This is a genomic window from Asaia krungthepensis NRIC 0535, assembly GCF_025995175.1.
Taxonomy (GTDB): domain Bacteria; phylum Pseudomonadota; class Alphaproteobacteria; order Acetobacterales; family Acetobacteraceae; genus Asaia; species Asaia krungthepensis.
In genome coordinates, this window is the sequence record NZ_BAPV01000020.1 from 98,039 (window position 1) to 116,182 (window position 18,144).

Genomic DNA, 18,144 nt, shown 5'->3' on the forward strand with positions numbered 1-18,144 from the left:
GTTATGGTCTACCTTGTGATTCCGGAACCGATGCATGGTTCGGGATCGCACCCCAACATCGCCCTTTTCTCTCTCCCGCCTTGGCGTGCTCTTCCTGCGCATGAATCAAGATGTGAGCCTCGTGTTCATGCTGTGGACGCCTGGCAGCGGAAAAGCGGCTTGTGTAATGGGATCGAAAATGAAACGATTGACAGAAGTATTTTTTCCTTCTGTCTCTGAGGCCGCCTGCCCATGCGTTCGTTTTTCCCTTTTCTCGGCCTGGCGTTATGTCTGACGCCGGCTTTTGCAGCGCGACCGGCACCCAGCCAGTCGATGCCCCTTGCCATGAGACCCGTTTTCGACACGCTTGTTCTGCCTGACGCCGCCAATATCTGGCGCAGCGGTTCGGGTCGCCCCGGCCCCGCCTATTGGCAGAATCGCGCTGATTACCGCATCGAGTCCCGCATCGACCCGGACAAGGCGGTACTGAGCGGCACCGAAACCATCACCTATACGAATAACAGCCCCGATGCGCTGGATGTGCTCTGGCTCCAGCTCGACCAGAACATGTACCGCAAGGATTCCCGCTCCTGGATCGCCTATCCCGACTGGCACCCGGCCAGTTCGGAGGGCTTCGTAATCGAGCGCGTGACCCTCGAAGAAGGCGGCAAGGAGCATCCTGTGCCCTTCCGTATCGACGATACCCGTATGCAGGTCAGTCTTCCTTCCCCCCTTGCCGGATCCGGCCATGGGCTGAAACTGCATGTCACCTGGCATCATCAGATCCCGGGGCTATGGGGAGGCCGTACGGCGGTAACGCCGGTCAAGGACGGCAAGATCTACGAGATTGCCCAATGGTATCCGCGCATGAGCGTTTATGACGATCTGCGCGGCTGGGACACGCTGCCGTATCTGGGCCAGGAATTCTATCTGGAATACGGTACGACCGATTACGCCGTGACCGTCCCCTGGAATTTCACGGTCGTGGGCTCAGGCGCTCTCGTCAACCCTCAGGATGTGCTGAGTGCGACAGAACGTGCTCGCCTTGCCGAGGCCTCCAGAAGCGACAAGCGTGTTCTCATCCGGACCCCTGAAGACGTGCTCGATCCGGCCAGCCATCTGGCGCGCTCGGGTGAAAAGACATGGCGCTTTCATATGGAAAACACGCGCGATGTCGCTTTTGCGGCCTCGCCGGTTTTCGTCTGGGATGCGGCCAGGCTCGATCTGCCTGCTCTGCCCGCCGCCAAGGGCCAAAAGCCCCAGCCACGTCTGGCCATGTCGGTCTATCCGCGTGAGGGTGCTGGCCCGCAGGCCTGGGACCGCTCCACCGAGTATGTGAAACACGCCATCGAGTATTTCTCGTCGCAATGGTACCCTTATCCTTGGCCGAACGCCGTCAATCTCGGCGGCCATGGGGCGGGCATGGAATATCCTGGCATTGTCTTCGACGGATGGCAGGACAAGAACGACATGCTGTTCTGGATCACTACCCACGAACTCGGTCATGGGTGGTTCCCCATGATCGTGGGGAGCAATGAGCGTCGTCACGCCTTCATGGATGAGGGGTTCAATACCTTCATCGACGCCTACGCCTCGCAGCATTTCAACCACGGGGAATATGCCCCCAAGAAGGACGCCGAATTCGCCCCCGAGACCGGTGACCCGGCAAAGGATATCGTCCCGGTGCTCACCGCCGCCGATGCCCCGAGCCTGATGATGCCCTCGGAACTCGTACCCGAGAAATATCGTCACAAGGTGACCTATTTCAAAGGCGCCTACGGGCTCATGCTGCTTCGGGAAAAAATTCTCGGGCCTGATCGCTTCGACGCGGCCTTTCGCGCCTATATCCGGGCCTGGGCCTTCAAGCATCCTACCCCGTCCGATTTCTTCCGCTTCATGTCCAGCGAGGCAGGCGAGGATCTGACATGGTTCTGGCGCGGCTGGTATTTCGAGAACTGGTGGCCCCAATACCGTCTGGACGGCATGACCCATAGCGCCCCAAAGCCTGAACAGGGTCAGCCAGCTTCAACGGCCGCCGGGACAGGCGCAGGCAATACCATCGCGATCGGAGTACGCAATGAAGGCAAGCTGCTCCTGCCTGTTGTGCTGCGTGTGACATGGCAGGACGGCACCAAGGCGGAGCGCGTCATTCCAACTGAAGCCTGGGCGCTCCATGATCGTCTGAGCCTGAGCTTTCCTGAGCATGGACCCGTCAAATCGGTCGTGCTCGACCCCGATCAGGGTCTGCCGGTTCCCGATCGCAGTGCGATGACGCTGACTCCACCAGAGCCTGCCCACCCCTGATCGGCGAGACCCTTCATACCCTGCACGGGCGCGTTTTTCGGGCGCCTTGCCCGTGCGCAAACATGGCCGGGAAGAATGGCGCGTCTAGCGCGCCATCCCCTCGCCCGTCTCGCCCCACAGGGCAGTCGATGCAAGAGCCTGGGCCTCGGGACGTTCGGACGTGTCGAACCCGAAAAAGCTTTGTGCCTCGGCCCAGATGGGCGACGGCTGGGTCGCATGGCTTTGGGCAAGAAGGCGAGCGAGATCGGCAGCGCCGGTCGACAGATATCTGATCATGTGGTCTGACCCCTCACGATGGCGCCCTCTGCCACCAGGAGGGGCAGGATCGGGCACCTGAAAACAGCGATCCGGGATCCGACAGGCCCCCCGGAGAGACGCGTCAGCCTACAGGGCAAGCCCCGCACGATGACGACAGGGTCAGCCTATATGATAGTGAGAGTCGTTCTCAACAACTATTTTCATGACGATAGGGCGAGAGTTCTGCCAGCGCGTCCTTCTCTTCGAGAATGGCCGTGCGCTCATGGACGAGATAGGGCTCCACTGCCCTTGCAAGGGCAGGATCACGGATGAAATGCGCCGAATAGGTGAGGCTCGGCAGATAGCCGCGCTGGATCTTGTGCTCCCCCTGCGCCCCAGCCTCCACACGCGACAACCCCTGGGCGATGGCAAAGTCAATGGCCTGATAATAGCAAAGCTCGAAATGCAGGAATGGCCAGTCCCCCTCGCAGCCCCAGTTGCGCCCATAGAGCGTTTCGCGCCCCATCAGATTGAGCGCCGCCGCGACAGGTGCGCCCTCATGGAGCGCCTGCATCAGCACTACGCGATCACCCAGCCTCGTCGAAAGCCCGGTGAAAAAGGCGCGTGTCAGATAAGCCTGCCCCCATTTCCGGTCGATCGTCGCCTGATAGAAATCGTAGAAGCGGTCCCAGTCAAACGTGCTGATTTCGGCCCCGCGCAGCACCCTGAATTCCAGACCGCAGCCCTGAGCGTCACGCCTTTCCCGCCGTATGGCCTTGCGCTTGCGTGACGCCAGCGTGTCGAGAAACTGCTCGAAATTCGCGTAGCCCTGATTATGCCAGTGATATTGCAGCCCGATACGCGGCATCCAGCCATGTCCGGCGAGCGCTTCCTGCTCCTCCCGGGTACAGAAACTCATGTGGATGGAAGACAGGCCGAGTTCATCGCAGGCCTGGCGCAGCGCATCTCCGAAAACACTTCTGAGCCTGTCGGTATCGCCTCGCTCCGGATCGATAAGCAATCGCGACCCGCTGACCGGCGAGAAAGGCACGGCTATCTGGAGCTTCGGATAGTATTGCCCTCCAGCCTGCTCATAGGCGCGTGCCCAGCTCTGGTCGAACACATATTCGCCGTAGGAATGGCCCTTGAGAAAGAGGGGTGCTACAGCCACCAGCGCCTGACCGTCATGAAGCGCGGCATAGCGTGGCAGCCAGCCCGTACGGGCCCCGACCGAGCCACTCTCCTCAAGCACAAGAAAGAAGTCGTGGCTGAGGAACGGATTGTCATCGCCTGCGCAGCGATCCCAGGCGGGGGCGCCAATTTCGGTAATGGAAGCATGAAGCGTCAGGGACCAATCCGTCATGCGCAGCATGTGGTTCGTCCCTGCACCCGGATCAACCGCCTGATCTGCACGGACGGATAAAATAGTCCCAGACCACTCACCAGACTGCGCCATGCTGGGGACTGGAAATCCCGTGGAGCAGAGCGGTCGATAACACCCGGCTTGACCATGCGCTCACCGGGTGTGGAATGATGCTCGTCAGGCGATCTCGACCAGAGCCTCGACCTCGACCGGCGCATCGAGAGGCAGGGAAGGCACGCCGATGGTCGAGCGGGCATGACGACCGGCATCGCCGAAGATCGCCACAGCCAGATCGGAAGCGCCATTCATCACTGTGGCATGCTGCGTGAAATCGGGCACGCAGGCAATAAAGCCGCCCAGCCGGACGATGCGCTTGACCCTGCCCAGATCACCCAGCTCAGCCTGAAGCTGCGCCACCACGTTCAGGAAACACAGCTCGGCGCATTCACGCCCCAGCTCCGGCGTGACATCCTCACCCAGCTTGCCTGTGGCCTTGAGAGTCCCGCCGGAGAGCGGCAACTGCCCGGAAACGACCAGGAGCGAGCCCGTGCGGGCAACCGCCACGTAAGTCGCCACGGGCGCGGCGGCCTTTGGCAGGAAAAGGCCGAGGGCGGCCAGGCGGTCTGTCGGTGTTTCTGACATGGCAGGTTTCCTCCTTGCTGAAGGGCGATCCCCTTCAGCTGACGAGGCGCAGCTTTCCGCGCTCGCGAGGAGGGAGATCACCGGGAATGTCCAGCGGCAGCATCGGATCCTCTTCGATCACGTGAGGATCTTCCGGAGCGCTATCGGGCAGTCTCTTGCCCAGATAGCTATCAGACAGCGCCCTGAAGGCATAATCAAGCAGGGACGAGGCATAAGCCGCTACCGGATCTCCCTCGACCGTACCCGCGGGCCCGAAACGCGTATGGGCAAACTGCTCCACATAGGCAGTCAGGGGCGCACCATGCTGCAAACCGATGGTCACCGCCTGGCCCACACTTTCGAGCAGCCCCCGCACCATGGCGCTCTCGCGCCCCGGCGTGAGCGAGACCTCACCCAGCGAGCCGTCTTCGTACTCGCCGGTCCTCAGATAGAGCCGGTGTCCACCAATCGAGCTGCGCTGCGTGAAACCGCCGTGGCGGGCGGGGAGTGGACGACGCACCCCACGCTCGAGCCGCGCACGCAGTGGCAGGGGCGAGGCCGGATCGGGGCGTGCCGGCATACGGTCCACAAATCCGGTCAGGGCGCGATGCATGAGCAGATGCGCGTCCGGTCCGGGTTGGGGCAGGGGATTTTCGCCCAGAACGGCAGAGGCCAGGGCTGCTTCCAGGCTCAGACCGCGATGCGCCAGTCGCGCCAGAGCACTGGCACGCAGGGTTCCATCGGCCTGGAGAGGCGAGAAGATCGGCGCAAGACCGCAGGCTTCGACGCCCAGCAGCGCATCGACGGGACCGGGAAGGGAAAAACCGGTCTCGACCAGCGCCCTGTTGGGCAGATCGGGAAGAGTGTCTTCCATCTCGTCGCGTATCTGCCGCCCCGTCACTTCCAGCCCGGCAATGGGGCAGGAAACGGGAGGCAATGGCACAGGTCCTGCACCTTGCCGGGCAAGAGAGGTTACGAGCCAGCTGAGATAGCAGGCGGCGTCGCGCCCTGTCTCGCTGTCGTAATCCAGCCCCATCTGCGCCAGACAGCTATCGAGATTGGTCAGGAGAAGCGTGCCCGCCGGACCGCCCTGGTTTTCCTGCTCCTGCGTTGTCGCTGCCGGAGCATCGAAAAGCGGCAACTCGCCATTGAGCATGGGACCATTGATGGCATGAAGACGGCGCAGCGCCGCGCAGGCCAGCCTGACCAGCGCAACGAAGGCCTCGGCATCGAAATCGCCTTCCTGCACAAAGGCCGCCAGATTGAGCACGAACCCGGCCCGGCGATCGACCTGCCCTTGCCAAAGCGCCGCCATGGGAGCGATCCGGCGCGCAAGCAGGGCATCTGCCAGCGCCGGGACCAGAACGGGCTTGCTCCCCCCCTTGCCACTTTCACCCGGCAGAGCCGGAAGATTACCCAGCCGATCGAGCCACCGTGCCGCCTCGGTCGACAGGCGCAGCGCACCGGTCGCCCCCGAGAGCTGCAGGAGCGCAATCGCCGCCTCGTCTTCCCAGCTTGCAGGAAGGGTTACGGTGCGCAGGGCGAGATCGTCCGGATCGGCAGCGACATGCGCAATGCGCATACGCACCCCGTTCCACTGGAGAAGCGTTGTCATACCCTGAATCTAGGCATCGACTCGACGCGCGCAAAGGGTGTTTCCGACCGTCTCACGGGGGATAATGGTCCGCATAATGGGGATATGGTGGATAACATTCCCACACCCGTTTCAGGCGGGGTGATGGACGATGGAAGACGAAGCCTGTAGGACGGAAAACTGAGTATGTGTTCTGGTTCATCCTGTCCGGGGCCAAAGCCTGTGAGTACCCAAAACCCATGACTGCGCTGTCTGGCACGCGACCCCGTCGCGACATTCTCGAGCTGACGACCGGTTTTCTGGTTCTCGCGGCGCTCGCCGCCCTCCTTGCGCTTGCTGTTCTGGGGCGCAGTCATGGCGGTGCCGAGGGCTATACCCTGCGCGCCGTGTTCAGTCAGATCGACGGGCTCTCCGTCGGGTCCGATGTCCGTCTTGCAGGCATCACGGTCGGTCATGTCACTTCCGAAAAAGTGGACCCGAAGAATTTCCGGGCAGAGGTCACGTTCACCGTACGTGACGGGATCGCGCTCCCTACGGACAGCGCTGCCATCGTGACCTCCGACAGCCTTTTGGGCGGCAAGTATATTGCCCTGTCACCGGGCGGCGACGAAAAGAACCTGACCCCCGGTGCAGTCGTAGCGCAGACCCAGGGTGCGATCAGTCTTGAGCAGCTTCTGAGCAAGTTCATCTTCTCGGTCACGGACTCGCTGGACAAGAGCCGCAAGGCCGCCACCCCATGAGCGACCTGACGCGCTGGACCGATCGCAATGGCGAGCCCATCGCCTGTGTCGAGAAGCTCAAAGTGCTTCGCGAAAACGAGGCCGAGCTGCGCCAGACGCTTCAGGACATGTTCGAAGACGCCCTGCTGATGGGCGTGGCCCCTGACTCCATGCGCCATCATCTTGTCGAAATGATCGGCTCGCTGCAGGAGCTGACACCATGATGCGCGCTTTTTCCATTCCCTGCGCGCTGGGCGCCCTGCTGCTCGGCCTCTCCCCTCTTTCCTGTGCCGTTGCGGCAGAGGCGATCGCGCCGCCTGTGATGTATCCGGCCGATCTGTGGCAGGGCCGGGGTGAAGCCGTGATCCGCGTCCTGAACCGCACCGACTCCCATGTCGAGACCATGACCGTGCCGGTCGGCGGGCAGGCCCAGTATCGCAGCCTGCATCTTGGCGTAGCCCGCTGTGTCGAGCGGCCTGAAACCCTGCCTCGCGACGCCGCAGCCCTCATCTCTACGAGCGACGACACCGACCCCGGCGCGCATTATCAGGGATGGATCCTGGCTGAAGAGCCCTCTCTCTCCACCTACAAGAGCGCGCTTTACGATATCGCCATCGTTTCATGCTCTGGACCAAAAGCCGACCCCGCTCTGGCTCCTCTGCCACAGGCGGTCGTGCCGGTTCTCAGCAATGCAACGCCCGAAGGGGCCGATAACCAGCCCGGGGATCTGGATGATCCCTCTCATACGCCTGCATCACCCGGCCGCACCGAGAGCCAATCCGGCACGCTTCCCGCTGTTCCTCCCGGCGCAGGAGCCGCTGCCGGAGGCCCCACGCGTCTGACGCCGCTCGGCGATCCCGGCTATCCGACCCAACCATCCGGCACTGCATCGAGCCAGACCCGGCCCGTCACCCCGTCTTACGGCACACGCTCGACGGCACAGCCCCCGATTGGACAGACCCCGACGGGACAGCCCGCATCTGGCAGCCCCGCAGACACAGGCGGCCCCATGCAACTCGCCCCCCTTTCCGGCGGCGACCCTTCTCAGGCACTGCCCCCGCCGCAGCCCTATAATCACTGAGAAATCACGCAACAGGCATTCCGACCATATTCTGATCAGATTTCCATCCGATAACACGACTGTGCCTGTATTTCGGTGCAACCGCGTATCAATGAGGAAGTTATCAGAACCATGACAACCCCCTCTCCCACGGCTTCGCTGTCATCCGGCCCTGTTGCGCCCCCTGTGGAGCGCGCTGCATTCCTGCTCGATTTCGACGGGACTTTGGTCGATATTGCGCCGACACCTGCCTCCGTCAAACTCGAACCCGGCCTGACCGACACGCTTCTGCGTTTGCGGGACCTTTGTGGCGGGGCGCTGGCCATCGTGACCGGGCGCCCCATCGAGCAGATCGATCATTTCCTGCCAGGCATTCCCACCGCGGTCGCCGGCGAACACGGCCTGACCCTGAGGCGCAGCCTGGATGGCGCGGAAGAGCCCGTGACCGCCGCGCCCCTTCCCCGCGACTGGATCGATGAGGCTCATACCCTGATAGGGCGTCACCCCGACACCTCCGTCGAACACAAGAAAGCCGGTCTGGTGCTGCATTATCGCGCCTGCCCGGAGGCGGAAGAGCCATTCCGGCATGCCATCGAGACCTGGCTCTCAGGACAGGATGTGTTCGAAATCCATCCCTCCAAGATGGCGTGGGAAATCCGTCTGGCGGGTATTCACAAGGGCAAGGCCGTTGAGGCTCTCATGGCTCAGCCTCCTTTTGCCGGTCGTGTGCCCTTTTTTGTCGGTGACGATGTGACCGACCGGGACGGCATCAGCGCTGCCAGGGCGCTTGGCGGAATGGGCTATCTCATCCCCGACGATTTTCCGACTGCTCACGCGTTCCGTTCATGGCTCGCTCATTATGTGGAGACTGCCTGATGGGTCGCCTCGTTGTCGTTTCCAACCGTGTTCCTGCCCCTCGAGAGCGCAGCCAGCCTGCCGGGGGGCTCGCCGTTGGCGTACGAGACGCCGTACGTGGCACAGAGAGCCTGTGGTTCGGCTGGTCCGGCCGCCATACGAGCCAGTCCAAGGAACAGACGCCCAAGCTCGATACGCATGAGAGCTGCACTTACGCCACCATCGACCTGACGCGCAGCGAGTACGAGCATTTCTACGAGAAATTCTCCAATGGCCTGCTGTGGCCGCTCTGCCATTATCGTATCGGGATCATCGATTACAAACGGATCGATTATCAGGTCTATCGCGAGGTCAACGCACTTTTCGCCGACCAGCTTGTTCCACTTCTGCGCGATGATGACACGATCTGGATCCATGATTACCACCTCTTCCCGCTGGGCGCGAAACTGCGCCGCCGGGGGGTGAAGGCCAAGATCGGTTTCTTTCTGCATATTCCCTTTCCGCCCTGGAGCGTCACGCGCGTTCTGCCCTGCGCCGAGGAAATGCTGCGCGAGATGGCAGCCTATGACCTGATTGGCGTCCAGACCGAGGAAGACGCCCGCAACATGGATGGCTGCTTCGAGGCGAATAACCTGCCCAACCGCGCCACCCATTTCCCCATCGGTATCGATCCGGTCGAGTTCGGCGAACAGGCCGTTCGTAACGTCATGGCAGAAGAGGTGCAGCGTCTTCATGCCTCACTTCGCGGACGCAAGCTCATTCTGGGTGTGGATCGTCTCGATTACTCCAAGGGTATTCCAGAGCGTATCCACGGCTACGAAACCTTCCTGAACCGCTATCCCGAGCACAAGGGCGAGACGGTTCTGCTTCAGATCACCCCTGTCTCGCGCGCCGGTGTTGCCAGTTATCGTGCCCTGCGTCGCGAACTCGATGAAATGGCCGGGCACATCAACGCCATGCATGGCAATTTCGACTGGTCGCCCATCCGCTATCTCACGCAGTCCGTCCCACGTGAGGTTCTCGCCGGGTTCCATCGCATCGCCGATGTCGCCCTCGTTACGCCGCTTCGTGACGGGATGAACCTTGTCGCGAAAGAATTCGTCGCGGCCCAGAATGCGGATGATCCCGGGGCTCTGATCCTCTCCTCGCTCGCAGGCGCGGCCCCCGAAATGGAGCAGGCTCTCATGGTCAATCCCTATGACCATGAAGGCATTGCCGATGCGATCCATGCCGGTATCACAATGAGTCTTGAAGAGCGGCAGAGACGCTGGCAGGCTCTGTATCGCGATGTGACCCAGAATACCGCTGCCAACTGGGCCGATCGCTTCTTGGATATGCTCAGAGAGACCGAAAGACAGGGATGATCGCGCGACTGACCGGTGGATTGATGTTTCTTGCCGGTATGGCCGCCATCGGCATCGCCTGGTGGGCGGAACACGTTCTGGGATACGCCCCCTGCGAACTCTGCCTGATCGAGCGCGCGCCCTGGCGGTTCATTGCGTTTCTGGGTGTTCTCGCGCTGCTTATCCCCGGTACAGTGGGCTTCTGGGCTACGGTACTGGCCCTGCCCGCTCTCGCTGCCGCCGTCATGCTGGCGGGCGTGCATAATGGCGTGGAACAGAAATGGTGGGAGAGCCCTCTCCCCGCCTGCCATGCTCCCGTCTTTCGCGCCGGAGCGAGCTTTCATGATCGCATGGCCAGCATGCCTCTTCGTCCCGCAAAACCCTGCGATGACCCGACCTATATTTTCAATCTGCCAGTCTCGATGACTGTGCTCGGTGGCATTGCAGCGGCCATCCTCTTCATCATCGTCAGCTACAGCGTGGTGCTTCAAGCCCGCCAATGGCGCGCTGCCCGCTAAGCGCCCCTGCAGACAGAGTGCATCGGATAGAGAAGGCGCGTCAGAAGCGCTCTTGATACGATGTCTCGCGCTGCGATGCTCGCATTTTTGCGCCAGCTTTCGCCAGCGGACGCATTCATGGGCGCGCCCATAGATTCTCACGTCGCAAACTAACGCCCTGACGTCACGAAAAAGCCGGATCCAGCTTCTTCGCGAGTGAACCTCGCTGCCGATAAATGATCGACATACCCCTGCGTCTGCTGTCGCATGTGAGAGATTTCGCCACATGCGGTGAATTGTCGCCACTTAATGAATTTCATCGCCCATAATTTCTTCGTTGATCAGGAAAAATACGCGAGAAAGCACGCCATTCAGAGTTTGGCACGGCATTTGCAAGAGCATGATCAAGCCACCGGGCAGAGGGTTCGGAGGCAGACAAGGATCTCGATCATGTTCACTTTCGCCAAGTCCATCGCCGCCGCTACCACCGTTATCGCTCTTGCCGCCCAGCCGGCTCTTGCACAGGATCAGGTTGTCGCGACGGCAAGCCCGAACCAGAGCGCCCAGATCGATGTCTCTCACGTCAATCTGAAATCAGACCGCGACTGGAACCGCGTTGCTGACGCCATCCATGCCAAGGCCGCCGATATCTGCGAGCGTGACACGGCTGCAAGCGATCGTCGCGAGGCCGATGTCGAGGATTGCACCCAGGCTGCCTATGAAAACGGCGTCCAGCAGATGCGCAACATCTATGCCCGCCGCATGGTGGCAGACCAGACCCGTCTGGCCCGTTCGTGAGACGATCGGCGCTAGAGCGCGCGAGGCAACAGGACCACGAAGCGGGCGCCAATGATACGACCCGCTTCATCATACCGGTTTTCGGCATGAAGCGTGCCATGAAGGGCCTCGATGATCTGACGGCTTATGGCGAGGCCCAGACCTGAATGCTGACCGAAGTTCTCGGTCTGGGGACGCTCCGAATAGAAGCGGTCGAAAATATCCTCAAGCTTGAGTGGCGGAATACCCGGCCCCTCATCACTCACCGTGATCCGTATCTGACGCTCTTCAGGGCGCATGAACAAGGTAATATGCCCGCGTGGGGGCGAGAACGAAATGGCATTGCCAATCAGGTTGCGCAGCACCTGAACCAGACGGTCTTCCACGGCCAGAACCCGCAGCGGATGCGCTGCATCGTCATGGGAATCGTCGAGGATGAGGATCGCGTCTTCAGGCTTGCGCGTGGTCTGATGCATCTCCGTCAGGATCGAAAGAAGCATACCCACCGCGACCGGCTCTGAACGGGTACGCGAGAGTTCCGCATCGATTCGGCTCGCATCGGCAATGTCGGTGATCAGCCTGTCCAGACGACGCACGTCATTATTGATGATGGCCAGCAGCCGCGTCTGACGTTCACGGTTCTCGATACGCGGCAAGGTCTCGATGGCCGACCGTATGGAGGAAAGCGGATTCTTGATTTCATGGCTGACATCGGCGGCAAAACGCTCGATCGCATCCATGCGCGCCCAGAGTGCCAGCACCGATCCGCGCAGCGCCCGGGCCAGCACGCCGATTTCATCGCGACGCACCAGCAGGGATTCCGGCACGGTATCGGCACGCCCGGCAACATCACGCATGTCATGCGAGGCGACGGCCAGACGCAGCAGCGGACGGGCAATGGTGATCGACAGATACCAGGAGAGCAGAACCGTCACGGCCATGGCCGCCAGAAACAGCGACAGGATGGAAGACCGCACGGCAAAAAGGGAACGATCTACCTCCTGAGCCTGACGGGTGAGCTGGATGACGCCAACAGTCTGCCCGTCATGAATGACCGGCTCGGCCACGGTGATCACCAGCTCATGATCCTGCGTGCGGCGGATATAGGGAGCAGCCTCGGCACCGCGATACTCCCCCGCAGAGCGCAGCGGGGGCGGACTGTCCTGCGCCTCGAGCGTGACGATCCCCTCACGGGAAGAGAGTGGCAGCAGGGAAAGCAGCCACTCATAGGCAATTTCGATTCCGTTATTGCGCGGCGGTTGCCAGCGCGGCGGTGGGGCAGGCTCGCCTGCACCGGATTGTCCCTTGCGGTCGCGGCGCACCAGAGCCGCCTCGTTCAAACTGTCGGCCACGAGTGTCCCGTCCGGCCCCACCAGACGCGCACGCACATTCGGACTCGGCTCGGTCAGACGCAGGAGCAGCGGTCGGGCCTGCACCCCGTCGAGCATGAATTCGGCCCCGGGGAAAGGATGACGGGCCGGATCGCGCACAACGGCAATCTGCCCCATGGCCGCAGCGTAGATATGGGCCTGCTCACGCAGGGCATTCACATCGGTTTCGAGCAGGCTGTTCTGGAAATCGTTCAGAAAAAGCAGCGTGACGGCGAGAATGGCCAGGGGCAGCGTATTGAGCAAGAAGATCCGCCGCATGAGCGGCGAGGCAAAGCGCGGCAGCCTGAACCGGCGTGCCGTTTTCCTGCCGTCGCGTTCGGCCTCGAGCGCCAGCGTATCCCCATGCCGCAGGGAGCGACGGCGCAGACGGCGCATCGCCTGCGTCATCAAGCCGGGAGAGCCGCGTCTCGTCCGACGCCCGAGAGATTCACGCTCCGGCATGACCGATCAGTCTTCCTTGTAGCGATAGCCTATGCCGTACAGCGTTTCGATCTGGTTGAAGTTATCGTCGATCTGCCTGAACTTCTTGCGCACGCGCTTGATATGGCTGTCGATGGTGCGGTCATCGACATAGATGTTTTCGCCATAGGCGGCATCGATCAACTGGTCGCGTGACTTCACCATGCCGGGACGCAGCGCCAGCGCCTTGACCAGAAGGAACTCGGTGACGGTCAGCATGATGTCCTGACCGGCCCACAGGCACTGATGACGCGTCTCATCCAGCGTCAGACTGCCACGAACGATGGCCGCTCCCGCACCCGATGTCCCGCTTCCCTCGGCGCGGCTGGCGTCCTGACGGCGCAGCAGGGCCCGGATACGCTCCAGTAGCAGGCGCTGTGAAAAGGGTTTGGTGATGTAGTCATCGGCTCCGAGGCGCAGCCCCATGAGCTGGTCGAGCTCCTCGTCCTTGGAAGAGAGGAAAATGACGGGCAGGGAAGAGCGGGCGCGCAGGCGCTGCAGCAGCTCCATCCCGTCCATGCGCGGCATCTTGATATCGAGCACCGCAAGACTGACAGGGCGCGCCAGAATACCCTGAAGAGCGGCCTCGCCATCGGTATAGGTGTGCACGACAAACCCTTCGGCTTCGAGAGTCATCTGGACCGAAGTCAGGATATTGCGATCATCATCCACCAGGGCGATCGTGTGCTTTGTCGTCTCCATGCGCGATGCATCCGCCTTCAATTTCTGCCTGTTGCCAATACGAGGGGGGTTGGCATATGGCTTGTCACAGCCACCTATATCTTACCACGCGGCTGCGCCCAAGACGGGGCAGTCGAAAACGGTCGGACATCCCGGGATGGCCGATCGGTGTCTTTCGTGGCTTCCAGCGGTCACGCTCGCCCCGCCAAGGGGGAGTACGCGGGAGCCGACCCTTTGCCGCCCGGTTCGACCGGGCCCGATTTTTCGAGGTTGCGACCACGATGACGACTGAAAACGCGCAGCACGACGCCCAGAACAGCGCGCAAACCGAAACGCCCGACGCGGCAGCGACAGAAGCCGCAACCGGGACCACGACCGAGACCGGTGCCCAGACACCCGAAGCCCGCATTGCCGAGCTCGAGGCCCAGGTCGAGGAATTCCGCGACAAATGGATGCGTTCTGAAGCCGAGATGCAGAACTACCGCACACGCGCCAAGCGTGAGGTGGAAGATGCCCGCCAGTATGCCGTCCAGAAATTCGCCCGTGACGTGGTTGAAGCCGCCGAGAACCTGCAGCGCGGTCTCGCTTCACTGCCGGCAAAGGTTGACGGGGAAGAAGGGCTTGTGGCCAAGCTGCGTGAAGGTTTCGAGAGCACGGAGCGCTCCTTCCTCGGCATCCTCGAGCGTAACGGCATTACCTGCCAGCACCCGGTAGGTGAGGTCTTCGATGCCAACCTGCATCAGGCCATGGCAGAACAGCCGAGCGACGAACATCAGGACGGTACGGTCATGCAGGCCTGGACCCCGACCTGGACCCTTCATGGCCGTCTACTCAAGCCGGCTATGGTCGTCGTCGCCAAGGGCGGCAACAAAGCAGCAGAATGAGGGTTGAAACGCTCGCTGCACGCTCCTAGATTTTATGGGTAACCCGCCCCTGCCGAGGCAGGGAGACGAAAACAAGGGCGTTGCCCGGTGCCTGAATGGGCCGGACGACGCCGCTGAAAGGACTGAGTATGAGCAAAGTCATTGGTATTGACCTTGGCACCACGAACTCTTGCGTCGCGATCCGCGAAGGCGATGAGACCAAGGTTATCGAAAACAGCGAAGGCGCCCGCACCACGCCGTCCATGGTCGCTTTCACCAATAATGGTGAGCGTCTCGTGGGCCAGGCCGCCAAGCGTCAGGCCGTCACCAACCCTTCCGACACGCTTTATGCCGTCAAGCGCCTGATCGGCCGTCGTTTCGACGACCCGACCGTGGCCAAGGACAAGGAAATGGTCCCGTACGAGATCGTACGTGGCGATAACGGCGATGCCTGGGTGCGCGCTCGTGGCGAAAACTACGCCCCGTCGCAGATCTCCGCTTTCGTTCTGGGCAAGATGAAGGAAACCGCCGAGGCCTATCTCGGTGAGACCGTCTCCCAGGCCGTCATCACGGTTCCGGCCTACTTCAATGACGCCCAGCGTCAGGCAACGCGCGATGCAGGTCGTATCGCCGGTCTTGAGGTGCTGCGTATCATCAACGAGCCGACGGCAGCCGCTCTGGCCTATGGCCTTGGCAAGCGCGATTCCGGCACGGTTGCCGTTTACGATCTGGGTGGCGGCACGTTCGACGTGTCGATCCTCGAGATCTCTGACGGCGTGATCGAAGTGAAGTCCACCAATGGTGACACCTTCCTCGGTGGTGAAGACTTCGATAACCGCATCATCGGGTACCTGGCAGACGAGTTCAAGCGCGACCAGGGTATCGACCTGCGTGGCGACAAGCTTGCCCTGCAGCGTCTGAAGGAAGCCGCCGAGAAGGCCAAGATCGAGCTTTCCTCTTCCAAGGAAACCGAAATCAACCTGCCCTTCATCACGGCCGATGCCTCGGGTCCGAAGCATCTCGTGGTCAAGCTGAGCCGTGCCAAGCTGGAAAGCCTGGTGGATGATCTGGTCCAGCGTACGCTTGGCCCGTGCCGTGCGGCTCTCAAGGACGCCTCGGTTACCCCGGCTGAAATCGACGAAGTCATTCTCGTCGGTGGCATGACGCGTATGCCGAAGGTCATCGAGACGGTTAAGCAGTTCTTCGGCAAGGAACCCGCCCGCAACGTCAACCCTGACGAAGTCGTGGCCATTGGTGCCGCTGTTCAGGGCGCCGTGCTCAAGGGCGACGTCAAGGACGTTCTGCTGCTCGACGTGACCCCGCTCTCGCTGGGTATCGAGACGCTGGGCGGTGTCTTCACCCGTCTGATCGATCGCAACACGACGATCCCGACCAAGAAGAGCCAGACCTTCTCGACCGCGGAAGACAACCAGAACGCCGTGACCATCAAGGTTTATCAGGGCGAGCGCGAAATGGCGGCAGACAACAAGCTGCTCGGCAATTTCGACCTCACCGGGATTGCCCCGGCCCCGCGTGGCGTGCCGCAGATCGAGGTCACCTTCGACATCGACGCCAACGGCATCGTCAATGTGTCGGCCAAGGATAAGGCGACCAACAAGGAACAGCAGATCAAGATCCAGGCTTCTGGTGGTCTGAACGATGCCGATATCGACCGCATGGTGAAGGAAGCCGAGGCCAATGCCACGGCGGACAAGGTCAAGCGCGAGCTGGTCGAGCAGCGTAACAACGCCGAGGCCCTGATCCATCAGACCGAGAAGTCGCTGACGGAAGCCGGTGACAAGGTGCCTGCCGCAGACAAGGCCGAAGCCGAGTCCGCTGTGGCTGCCGTGCGCGAGGCCATGAACGGCACGGACGTCGAGGCGCTGAAATCCGCTACCGAGCGTCTGACGCAGTCGGCCATGAAGATCGGTCAGGCTGTCTACGCCGCCGGCCAGGCAGAAGAGGGCGCCGCTGGTGGCGAGGCTCATGCTGCCAAGGATGAAAACGTCGTCGATGCCGATTTCGAGGACGTGGACGACAACAAGAAGCACTGATCACCCGAATGGGAGAGGTAGCACCCTCTCCCTGAAGGCATGTTTCTCGCAGCGCCCGTCCTTCCCTCGGGAGGGCGGGCGTTTCGGCATTCGGGTCATCTTTCGATCCGGATAGCGCGCCCCCCCCGCCTAGATCGCCCCTCTGCCTTGCAGAGCCCTGATCCGCTGCCTCTCGACACCAGGATGGACTCCCATGGCCACCAAGATCGATTTCTACGCCGTTCTCGAAGTCTCCCGCACGGCCTCTGCCGATGAGCTGAAAAAAGCCTATCGCAAGCAGGCCATGCGTTTTCATCCCGATCGTAATCCGGGCGATGAAACCGCCGAGCACAAGTTCAAGGAAATCAACGAAGCCTATGATGTTCTGAAAGACGAACAGAAACGCGCTGCCTATGACCGCTTCGGTCATGCCGCCTTCGAAAACGGGGGCATGGGCGGTATGGGCGGCGGCTTCGGTGGCTTTGGCGGCGGAGGTCTCGACGATATCTTCGAGATGTTCGGCGACATGATGGGCGGTCGTCGCGGCGGGGGCGGTCGCCGCCGCACGGGCAACGACATCCAGGTTCAGGTCGAGATCTCGCTGAGCGAGGCCTATGCGGGGGTCAAGAAGCCAGTTGAAATCCGTACACGCGTGACCTGCGAGAGCTGTCATGGCACGGGTTCGGCCGACAGCAATCCTTCCGACGCCACCTGCCCCACCTGTCACGGCGCAGGCGCTGTGCGGGCACAGCAGGGCTTCTTTCTGGTCGAGCGTCCCTGCCCCACCTGCAAGGGCTCGGGTAAGGTCGTGCGCAATCCATGCCAGAGCTGCAAGGGCGCTGGCACGACAGAGCAGACCCGCTCTCTCGATATCGCCATTCCCGCCGGCGTCGAGGATGGTACGCGCATTCGCCTGACGGGCGAGGGCGAGGCCGGTGGCAGCGGCGTGCAGCCCGGCGATCTCTACGTGCATGTTGCCGTGGGCGTCAGCGACATCTTCCAGCGCGACGGGGCCAATATCTATTGCCGCGTGCCGCTGCGCATGACGCAGGCTGCGCTCGGGACCGAGATCGAGGTCCCTGTCATCGATGGGAGCCGCGCCAAGGTGAAAATCCCTGCCGGGACGCAATCGGGCGAGAATTTCCGACTGCGCGGCAAGGGCTTCTCCGTCCTGCGTTCGAGCGCGCGTGGTGACATGTATATTCAGGTCGCCGTCGAAACCCCGCATCATCTGAGCCCACGCCAGCGCGAATTGCTGGAAGAGTTCGAGGCCGAGGCAGGCGAGACACAGGATCAGGAAAAGGCCAATCCGGAACATACCGGGTTCTTCGCCAAGGTCCGGGACTTCTTCGAAGGAAAGTAACACCC

General features: G+C 61.8%; 18 protein-coding genes. 12 read left to right on the top strand and 6 right to left on the bottom strand.

Annotated elements, in window-relative coordinates:
* Window positions 1-34: 34 nt before the first annotated feature.
* Entirely contained in the window at window positions 35-274 is a 240-nt protein-coding gene (locus AA0535_RS10430; RefSeq protein WP_264816007.1) for a hypothetical protein, read from the top strand.
* Window positions 232-2,283, top strand: a complete 2,052-nt coding sequence (locus AA0535_RS10435) for a M1 family metallopeptidase (RefSeq protein ID WP_373319314.1) — start codon at window positions 232-234, stop codon at window positions 2,281-2,283. Before AA0535_RS10430 ends, AA0535_RS10435 begins: the two co-directional genes overlap by 43 nt.
* An 84-nt stretch (window positions 2,284-2,367) precedes the next feature.
* Here AA0535_RS10435 and AA0535_RS10440 read toward each other — a convergent pair whose 3' ends face one another.
* The 4 genes from AA0535_RS10440 to AA0535_RS10455 all read right to left on the bottom strand — a co-directional run bounded on the left by AA0535_RS10440 (window position 2,368) and on the right by AA0535_RS10455 (window position 6,119).
* Window positions 2,368-2,559 (bottom strand): hypothetical protein, encoded by a 192-nt coding sequence (locus AA0535_RS10440; protein WP_264816009.1) that lies wholly within the window; start codon window positions 2,557-2,559, stop codon window positions 2,368-2,370.
* A 169-nt stretch (window positions 2,560-2,728) separates the two neighbouring features.
* Window positions 2,729-3,883: a GNAT family N-acetyltransferase gene (locus tag AA0535_RS10445; protein WP_264816132.1), complete on the bottom strand. Its 1,155-nt coding sequence runs from the start codon at window positions 3,881-3,883 to the stop codon at window positions 2,729-2,731.
* A gap of 177 nt (window positions 3,884-4,060) precedes the next feature.
* Window positions 4,061-4,525 carry a RidA family protein gene (locus AA0535_RS10450; RefSeq protein WP_127099626.1) on the bottom strand — a complete coding sequence of 155 codons (465 nt, stop codon included), beginning with the start codon at window positions 4,523-4,525 and terminating at the stop codon, window positions 4,061-4,063.
* Between the two features lie 34 nt (window positions 4,526-4,559).
* The gene (locus tag AA0535_RS10455; RefSeq protein ID WP_264816011.1) at window positions 4,560-6,119 is read right to left on the bottom strand and encodes a TSCPD domain-containing protein; all 1,560 of its coding nucleotides are present in this window, start codon (window positions 6,117-6,119) and stop codon (window positions 4,560-4,562) included.
* A 218-nt stretch (window positions 6,120-6,337) separates the two neighbouring features.
* Here AA0535_RS10455 and mlaD point away from each other — a divergent pair, with 218 nt between their 5' ends.
* The 7 genes from mlaD (at window position 6,338) to AA0535_RS10490 (ending at window position 11,370) form a co-directional block, all read left to right on the top strand.
* Entirely contained in the window at window positions 6,338-6,838 is a 501-nt protein-coding gene (gene mlaD, locus AA0535_RS10460) for an outer membrane lipid asymmetry maintenance protein MlaD (RefSeq protein ID WP_264816013.1), read from the top strand.
* The gene (locus AA0535_RS10465; RefSeq protein ID WP_264816014.1) at window positions 6,835-7,041 is read left to right on the top strand and encodes a hypothetical protein; all 207 of its coding nucleotides are present in this window, start codon (window positions 6,835-6,837) and stop codon (window positions 7,039-7,041) included. The genes mlaD and AA0535_RS10465 overlap by 4 nt, the downstream gene beginning before the upstream one ends.
* Window positions 7,038-7,898, top strand: a complete 861-nt coding sequence (locus tag AA0535_RS10470) for a DUF2155 domain-containing protein (protein WP_264816016.1) — start codon at window positions 7,038-7,040, stop codon at window positions 7,896-7,898. Before AA0535_RS10465 ends, AA0535_RS10470 begins: the two co-directional genes overlap by 4 nt.
* Before the next feature lie 111 nt (window positions 7,899-8,009).
* Window positions 8,010-8,753 (top strand): trehalose-phosphatase, encoded by a 744-nt coding sequence (gene otsB, locus AA0535_RS10475; protein ID WP_264816018.1) that lies wholly within the window; start codon window positions 8,010-8,012, stop codon window positions 8,751-8,753.
* Entirely contained in the window at window positions 8,753-10,096 is a 1,344-nt protein-coding gene (locus AA0535_RS10480; RefSeq protein ID WP_264816019.1) for an alpha,alpha-trehalose-phosphate synthase (UDP-forming), read from the top strand. Before otsB ends, AA0535_RS10480 begins: the two co-directional genes overlap by 1 nt.
* Window positions 10,093-10,593 (top strand): disulfide bond formation protein B, encoded by a 501-nt coding sequence (locus tag AA0535_RS10485; protein WP_264816021.1) that lies wholly within the window; start codon window positions 10,093-10,095, stop codon window positions 10,591-10,593. Before AA0535_RS10480 ends, AA0535_RS10485 begins: the two co-directional genes overlap by 4 nt.
* A gap of 429 nt (window positions 10,594-11,022) precedes the next feature.
* The gene (locus AA0535_RS10490) at window positions 11,023-11,370 is read left to right on the top strand and encodes a UrcA family protein (protein ID WP_264816023.1); all 348 of its coding nucleotides are present in this window, start codon (window positions 11,023-11,025) and stop codon (window positions 11,368-11,370) included.
* 11 nt (window positions 11,371-11,381) lie between these two features.
* Here AA0535_RS10490 and AA0535_RS10495 read toward each other — a convergent pair whose 3' ends face one another.
* Window positions 11,382-13,181 carry an ATP-binding protein gene (locus tag AA0535_RS10495; protein WP_264816024.1) on the bottom strand — a complete coding sequence of 600 codons (1,800 nt, stop codon included), beginning with the start codon at window positions 13,179-13,181 and terminating at the stop codon, window positions 11,382-11,384.
* Window positions 13,182-13,187: 6 nt separating this feature from the next.
* On the bottom strand, window positions 13,188-13,901 hold the full coding sequence (locus AA0535_RS10500; protein ID WP_127099644.1) for a response regulator transcription factor: 714 nt from the start codon (window positions 13,899-13,901) through the stop codon (window positions 13,188-13,190).
* 260 nt (window positions 13,902-14,161) lie between these two features.
* Here AA0535_RS10500 and AA0535_RS10505 point away from each other — a divergent pair, with 260 nt between their 5' ends.
* The 3 genes from AA0535_RS10505 to dnaJ all read left to right on the top strand — a co-directional run bounded on the left by AA0535_RS10505 (window position 14,162) and on the right by dnaJ (window position 18,139).
* Window positions 14,162-14,764: a nucleotide exchange factor GrpE gene (locus tag AA0535_RS10505; RefSeq protein WP_264816026.1), complete on the top strand. Its 603-nt coding sequence runs from the start codon at window positions 14,162-14,164 to the stop codon at window positions 14,762-14,764.
* A gap of 128 nt (window positions 14,765-14,892) precedes the next feature.
* Entirely contained in the window at window positions 14,893-16,797 is a 1,905-nt protein-coding gene (dnaK, locus tag AA0535_RS10510) for a molecular chaperone DnaK (RefSeq protein ID WP_264816028.1), read from the top strand.
* A gap of 193 nt (window positions 16,798-16,990) precedes the next feature.
* Window positions 16,991-18,139, top strand: a complete 1,149-nt coding sequence (gene dnaJ, locus AA0535_RS10515) for a molecular chaperone DnaJ (RefSeq protein ID WP_264816030.1) — start codon at window positions 16,991-16,993, stop codon at window positions 18,137-18,139.
* Window positions 18,140-18,144 lie beyond the last annotated feature (5 nt).

What these genes read in the sequence shown, in the direction of transcription:
- AA0535_RS10450 (WP_127099626.1), bottom strand. Translation starts at nt 4,525, where the DNA reads ATGTCAGAAACACCGACAGACCGCCTGGCCGCCCTCGGCCTTTTCCTG.
- AA0535_RS10455 (WP_264816011.1), bottom strand. Translation starts at nt 6,119, where the DNA reads ATGACAACGCTTCTCCAGTGGAACGGGGTGCGTATGCGCATTGCGCAT.
- AA0535_RS10490 (WP_264816023.1), top strand. Translation starts at nt 11,023, where the DNA reads ATGTTCACTTTCGCCAAGTCCATCGCCGCCGCTACCACCGTTATCGCT.
- AA0535_RS10480 (WP_264816019.1), top strand. Translation starts at nt 8,753, where the DNA reads ATGGGTCGCCTCGTTGTCGTTTCCAACCGTGTTCCTGCCCCTCGAGAG.
- AA0535_RS10445 (WP_264816132.1), bottom strand. Translation starts at nt 3,883, where the DNA reads ATGACGGATTGGTCCCTGACGCTTCATGCTTCCATTACCGAAATTGGC.
- AA0535_RS10435 (WP_373319314.1), top strand. Translation starts at nt 232, where the DNA reads ATGCGTTCGTTTTTCCCTTTTCTCGGCCTGGCGTTATGTCTGACGCCG.
- AA0535_RS10440 (WP_264816009.1), bottom strand. Translation starts at nt 2,559, where the DNA reads ATGATCAGATATCTGTCGACCGGCGCTGCCGATCTCGCTCGCCTTCTT.
- mlaD (WP_264816013.1), top strand. Translation starts at nt 6,338, where the DNA reads ATGACTGCGCTGTCTGGCACGCGACCCCGTCGCGACATTCTCGAGCTG.
- AA0535_RS10470 (WP_264816016.1), top strand. Translation starts at nt 7,038, where the DNA reads ATGATGCGCGCTTTTTCCATTCCCTGCGCGCTGGGCGCCCTGCTGCTC.
- AA0535_RS10465 (WP_264816014.1), top strand. Translation starts at nt 6,835, where the DNA reads ATGAGCGACCTGACGCGCTGGACCGATCGCAATGGCGAGCCCATCGCC.
- otsB (WP_264816018.1), top strand. Translation starts at nt 8,010, where the DNA reads ATGACAACCCCCTCTCCCACGGCTTCGCTGTCATCCGGCCCTGTTGCG.
- dnaK (WP_264816028.1), top strand. Translation starts at nt 14,893, where the DNA reads ATGAGCAAAGTCATTGGTATTGACCTTGGCACCACGAACTCTTGCGTC.
- AA0535_RS10430 (WP_264816007.1), top strand. Translation starts at nt 35, where the DNA reads ATGGTTCGGGATCGCACCCCAACATCGCCCTTTTCTCTCTCCCGCCTT.
- AA0535_RS10485 (WP_264816021.1), top strand. Translation starts at nt 10,093, where the DNA reads ATGATCGCGCGACTGACCGGTGGATTGATGTTTCTTGCCGGTATGGCC.
- AA0535_RS10505 (WP_264816026.1), top strand. Translation starts at nt 14,162, where the DNA reads ATGACGACTGAAAACGCGCAGCACGACGCCCAGAACAGCGCGCAAACC.
- AA0535_RS10495 (WP_264816024.1), bottom strand. Translation starts at nt 13,181, where the DNA reads ATGCCGGAGCGTGAATCTCTCGGGCGTCGGACGAGACGCGGCTCTCCC.
- AA0535_RS10500 (WP_127099644.1), bottom strand. Translation starts at nt 13,901, where the DNA reads ATGGAGACGACAAAGCACACGATCGCCCTGGTGGATGATGATCGCAAT.
- dnaJ (WP_264816030.1), top strand. Translation starts at nt 16,991, where the DNA reads ATGGCCACCAAGATCGATTTCTACGCCGTTCTCGAAGTCTCCCGCACG.